The sequence below is a fragment of the Desulfobulbaceae bacterium genome, from assembly GCA_015231515.1.
Classification (GTDB): Bacteria; Desulfobacterota; Desulfobulbia; order Desulfobulbales; family VMSU01; genus JADGBM01.
In genome coordinates this window covers 1-4,711 of record JADGBM010000170.1, presented here as the reverse complement: position 1 = coordinate 4,711, position 4,711 = coordinate 1, and the positions used below count along the sequence as shown (strand labels likewise).

Annotated in this window: 9 protein-coding genes; 4 read left to right on the top strand and 5 right to left on the bottom strand. The window is 47.2% G+C overall.

Annotated elements, in window-relative coordinates; all coding sequences use genetic code 11:
• Positions 1–63: 63 nt before the first annotated feature.
• Positions 64–450: a hypothetical protein gene (locus HQK80_15585; GenBank protein ID MBF0223615.1), complete on the bottom strand. Its 387-nt coding sequence runs from the start codon at positions 448–450 to the stop codon at positions 64–66.
• A complete protein-coding gene (locus HQK80_15580) occupies positions 447–1,991 on the bottom strand; it encodes a S8 family serine peptidase (protein ID MBF0223614.1) in 1,545 nt (514 codons plus the stop codon). Before HQK80_15580 ends, HQK80_15585 begins: the two co-directional genes overlap by 4 nt.
• A 203-nt stretch (positions 1,992–2,194) precedes the next feature.
• Here HQK80_15580 and HQK80_15575 point away from each other — a divergent pair, with 203 nt between their 5' ends.
• On the top strand, positions 2,195–2,458 hold the full coding sequence (locus tag HQK80_15575; protein MBF0223613.1) for a DUF1902 domain-containing protein: 264 nt from the start codon (positions 2,195–2,197) through the stop codon (positions 2,456–2,458).
• Here HQK80_15575 and HQK80_15570 read toward each other — a convergent pair.
• A complete protein-coding gene (locus HQK80_15570) occupies positions 2,347–2,598 on the bottom strand; it encodes an RHS repeat protein (GenBank protein ID MBF0223612.1) in 252 nt (83 codons plus the stop codon). The two genes, HQK80_15575 and HQK80_15570, sit on opposite strands and share 112 nt — an antisense overlap.
• A 53-nt stretch (positions 2,599–2,651) precedes the next feature.
• Here HQK80_15570 and HQK80_15565 point away from each other — a divergent pair, with 53 nt between their 5' ends.
• Positions 2,652–2,948 carry a type II toxin-antitoxin system RelE/ParE family toxin gene (locus HQK80_15565; GenBank protein MBF0223611.1) on the top strand — a complete coding sequence of 99 codons (297 nt, stop codon included), beginning with the start codon at positions 2,652–2,654 and terminating at the stop codon, positions 2,946–2,948.
• Here the strand turns inward: HQK80_15565 and HQK80_15560 are convergent.
• Positions 2,846–3,235, bottom strand: a complete 390-nt coding sequence (locus HQK80_15560; GenBank protein ID MBF0223610.1) for a PIN domain-containing protein — start codon at positions 3,233–3,235, stop codon at positions 2,846–2,848. The genes HQK80_15565 and HQK80_15560 overlap by 103 nt on opposite strands.
• Positions 3,228–3,470 carry a hypothetical protein gene (locus HQK80_15555; GenBank protein ID MBF0223609.1) on the bottom strand — a complete coding sequence of 81 codons (243 nt, stop codon included), beginning with the start codon at positions 3,468–3,470 and terminating at the stop codon, positions 3,228–3,230. Before HQK80_15555 ends, HQK80_15560 begins: the two co-directional genes overlap by 8 nt.
• A gap of 828 nt (positions 3,471–4,298) precedes the next feature.
• Here HQK80_15555 and HQK80_15550 point away from each other — a divergent pair.
• Positions 4,299–4,511, top strand: coding sequence for a hypothetical protein (locus HQK80_15550; GenBank protein MBF0223608.1), 213 nt, complete (start codon positions 4,299–4,301; stop codon positions 4,509–4,511).
• 12 nt (positions 4,512–4,523) lie between these two features.
• Positions 4,524–4,711 (top strand): type II toxin-antitoxin system HicB family antitoxin (locus HQK80_15545; GenBank protein MBF0223607.1); only part of this gene is annotated, 188 nt, incomplete at its 3' end.

Here is a 4,711-nt window from a genome sequence, read left to right as displayed (position 1 = left end):
CGAAATAAATGTGGGCGAGTTCAAAGTAAATCCTGTTGAACAGACCAACAGCAAAAATTGTGGTTAACCTGAACTGGTTTGCCGCCCAGATAAGGGGAAGCCCAATGGTGAGGCCGAGCATTTTTTTCTGGCGGAGGCCGGAAAACTCAAAACAAAACAGCCGAAAAGCGCCATCAGGTAAACGGCAGAGCACTCCGTGATCACTTTGACCCTAAAACCACCCGCAGATACCAGTTCGTTGTTCACCTCAGCCTTTTTCCCCAGGAGTGTAAGGATCTCGGCAAGCACCCTGGCATTGAGAGAATTCAGGGGATTGAAAAACTCATTATTCTGTACTCCGAGCAGGAAAAAACAAACGATAACAAGCCCGATAAACTTCATGGTAAAGACAATTTTTTCACGGGAACTGCCAGTGAACGGCACCGTCTCGTCATTCAGGAATAGGCTCATACCGTCGACTCTCGTTTTCTGTCTTCAGGCAGCAACCAATAGCCGATAAGCAGCATCAAAATAAGCACGGCAAGGCCCCCGCCCCCCATTACCGGAACAGACGGGGGCTCCGGTGGTGGGCCAAAAACAGTCAAGTCAAGCCGGGGGGTTGTCGCACTATTGCGCGGATCGGTAATGGCGAGGCCATTACCTGTGAGCATTTGACCAATGGTCTCATTCGTTTCAGTCGGATAATCCTGGCGCAGCAGAGCGATTGCACCAGATACATGGGGGGCGGCCTGGGAAGTGCCGCTCATGGCGCTGCCTGCTGCGGTGATGACCGCCCCAGGGGCTAGCAAAGTCAAATAGGAGGAGCTGTTTGAAAAACAGACGATCTGGTCAGCCACCGTGGTGGAGTCGAAACAGCTTCCCCACCCCCTGGAGCCAACTGAACTGTCATAAACGGCGCCAACACTTATCCCGGCCGGAGACAGCGGTGTCGCGGCTTTGACCCTGGGAAATATCCTTTCAAGTTTTCGGGTACAGGCCGGACTGGGCAGCCCATCACTGAAAATTTGATTCTGGTAAGCGCTATTGCCGGATGCGCTTACCGGAATTATGCCGGCCTCCAACGCCAAATAAAAGGCGACCTCAAAGGCATTTTCACATGGTTCGGTATATTTGGAACCGCCTTCCATGCTGAGATTCAGGACAATAATATTGTAGACATCTTTATTGGTTATGGCGCAATCAATAGCCTGGGCAACAAGTGACGAAGAACTAAAACCTTCTTGGTCAAATACATCAAACGAAACAATGCCGGTTCCAGGTGCAACTCCCGTTACCACGCCGGCAACATTGGTTCCGTGCCCGGTACTGTCAAGCATGCCGTCGTCAGGGGCCATCTCGACAGTCGCCTTGATTTTACAGGTTTCAGCCGGTATTCCTGGTGCAGTGCAATCGCCAAAGGCGTTATTGGTCCAGTCAACCCCTGTATCAATAACCGCTGCGGTTGTTCCGTTCCCCGCCATGCCGGCAGAGACCGCCGCAGGCTGGCCAGTCAAAGGCAGGCTTTGATTCAGAGTGGGCGTAAGGATTTCATCTGGGTAAACGGCTAACACTTGAGGATGTGACGAAAGCCCCTCAAGCGCTTGCAAGGAATGAAGCCGCAAGGCCGTCAGAGGAAGCTGTCGGTACTCTGCCAATGTATCGATATCTGCCATGGGCAATGTAGCAAAAAGCTGCTCCTTGCGCTGCCGGTAACGCTGGGCCCGATAGTCCAAAATCACTTTGTCATCGAATTTTATACCTCGTGCCTGCCTCATGGCCCTGACTTCATCTTCCACCGCTTCCGCATCAAAGAGTACAATGATATCGGCTGCACGCCCTGACTTAAGATTCTCAGTAATCCCATGCGGAACTTTTAAAGAATACATTCTTTGGCCTTGCCCCCAGGCTGCCTTGAGTGCTCCCGGTCCCAGCAACAGGAAGAGGATCAAAAGCATGCGCCAACAAACCACCCGTTTTGACGTCCATTCGCTAACCCAGAAAACCTGTTTCATCCTGTCATTCCTTATCCACAGAGAACCATCTTAACAACAGGCCATTTTATCGTCCCGCCCGTCACCATAAACCCTGCGAACTTTACCAGGGTTATATTAAAGCAGTGTTAAAAAGCTGAAAAAAATTGTACTTATGTGCTAAATAAATCTAAGCAGCGCTACGGAGAAACTCCGCCACATGTGGCGGGATAGGAGAAAGGGTCATGGAACAAATTATCAATATCCACGTGGAGAAACTGTCGGAAGGCGCCTATCTCGCCACCTCTGAGGATGTTCCGGGATTGGTGGCGCAGGGCCGGACAGTGACCGAGACCCTGGAAATTTCCCGCGATGTCGCTCGGAAAAACCTGGATGCTCAGGCGGGGAGACGGAAAAACCCAACCTTGCCCGTCATTGGCGATTCATTTGATTGTGCTTTGGTGGTCAGTGGATCGATGATATCGGTCAGGCGGAACTCGGCGTCATAGGTATTCTGCGTCTGCTTGCCGAACGGGTCGGTGATCAGGTTGAGATTGTGGTTGCCATCATAGGTGTGGATTGCGGGACATCCTTTGAAATCATCAGGGAACTTGCCTTTGAAAGAATGATTGAACGAGGGCTTGACGATGCTCGATCCGGACGGGTCATTTCAGATGAAGAGATGTCACACCGGATTCGAACATGGCAAAGCTGAGGTGGGCCAGGGAAGCAGAACAATGGCTGAAAGATATTCATGACTACATTGCCGGCGACAATCCTGCTGCTGCCCACAAAGTCATCGCGGGCATCTACGACAAAGCGCAACTGCTGCGGGATTTCCCGGAGGTTGGCCAGAAGTACCGTTCAGAGCCGGAAGGCGATATCCGAATCCTGCTTTATTTCAGGTGGGTGACAAAGCTGGACTTCAGGATTTCTGGATCGTTGGTGATTATGGGAATATCCAGATGCTTTGCAGTGGCAGCAATAAGGCGGTCATGAAGTTCGGGGATATCGTTGATCTCGGAGGCGGCTTTCAAAATTTCCAAGCTGAGTGGCTCAAACTGGTAATTCTCACTTTGCATCAATTCTTCGGCCTGCAAAAGGTCCACATCGATTCTGTTCTTCTCAAAAAGATACATCACTTCCATTAACACGATGGCCGGGATGATGATCACATTTTTCCCTTGGTCGGCATCCAGAAAAGCCTGATGGCAGGAATTATTGATCACCTTTCTGCCCATCATGAACTTTACCAGTGCCTGTGTGTCTGTGACAAAACTATTCATTCCCGATTTCTCCTTCCAGGTGGTTCCAGCTCTCCTGTTTGAATTTCTTTAGCTCCCCGAAGTCAATATCGTAGTCTTTCAGGAGTCCTTGCAGCTTGATAATTTTCTTTTTGGTCGGCTGTTTTTTCTTGTGCTTCATGAAATCGATAAAATCGGCCACAGAACCCAATTCCGGTCCGGAAAGGCCACCAAGTTTGTTGTAAATTTCGTGTTTCTTTAATGCTGCTTCGTTCATAGGCTTCACCTCTTTTATGCCGCATTATGAACGCCTGTCGTTGTGGCAAGGCGTTGAAATTGGTTTTTTAAAATAAAGGCATCCAAAATTTCTTGATTGTTGCTTCGTCATGCTCTGATAATCGGTCGATCTCTTCAAGGCACCGCAACAAATCCCTATCCCCAATTTTTATGGCTGGCAAGTCATCACGCTCATCAAGAACAAGGTAATCGAGTGATATATTGAATATTTTTACTATCCGGATAATCACATCTGTTTTGGGAATGTGAAGGTTTCGTTCATATCCTGAAATTTGTTATTGGTGAACAGTAAGCTTGTTTGCCAGGTTGGGCTTGTGACCAACCACGTTCTTGCAGCAGTTGTTTCAATTTGTCTCCAATAGTCATCACCAATACTTCATTTTAGCCTATTTAAATGATTATGCGTATACTGAATAACTATTATAATCACCTTATTGATGCACAAGGTCAAGAATTTGATATTGACTTTATATGGATCACCAAAGGTATTTTATGGGCAAAGTTTAGTCCCACTTTTTTTAAAGAAGAGAAATGGGGGACGAAGAGAGATGGGGGACGAGAAATGGGGGACGTACCACGATAAAATTTCTGGGCTTGAGAGAAAACGGGGATAGACTTGTTACTTGTTACCTTGTCCTTGTTCTGGGTGAATTTGTTGGCCTAAATGGGGGCGCTGATTTTTATGCCACAAATATTAAAGATCTTCACCATGACAGGTGGGTGAACGTCAATAAATAAATATGTCCCCTTTTTTGAAATCGAAAAAAATACATTGACATTCGTACACTAATGTACGAAAATATATTTTATGAACGGAAACGAACTTCTCAAGAAAATAAAAAAATGGTCGAAAGATCAAGACGTAAACATTGAGATCGTCAAGGCCCATGGCAAAGGGAGTCATAGCACCTTGAGAGTTGGTCAAAACAAGACCACAATAAAAGACCTTAAGAAAGAGATAGGCCCAGGACTTTTAAACAAGATGCTAGCTCAATTAGGCATAAACAAGAAAGACATCTAAGGAGATGCGGTTATGAGATTTATATATCCGGCAACGATTACAAAAGAAGGTGGGTTTTTCACTGTATCATTTCGTGATGTTCCACACGCTCTTACTGATGGAGAAACATATGAAGAAGCATTGGAAGAAGCGGTAGATTGTCTCGGAGAGGCTTTGGCATCTTGTATTATTGACAATGAAATACTACCAAAACCAAGCAG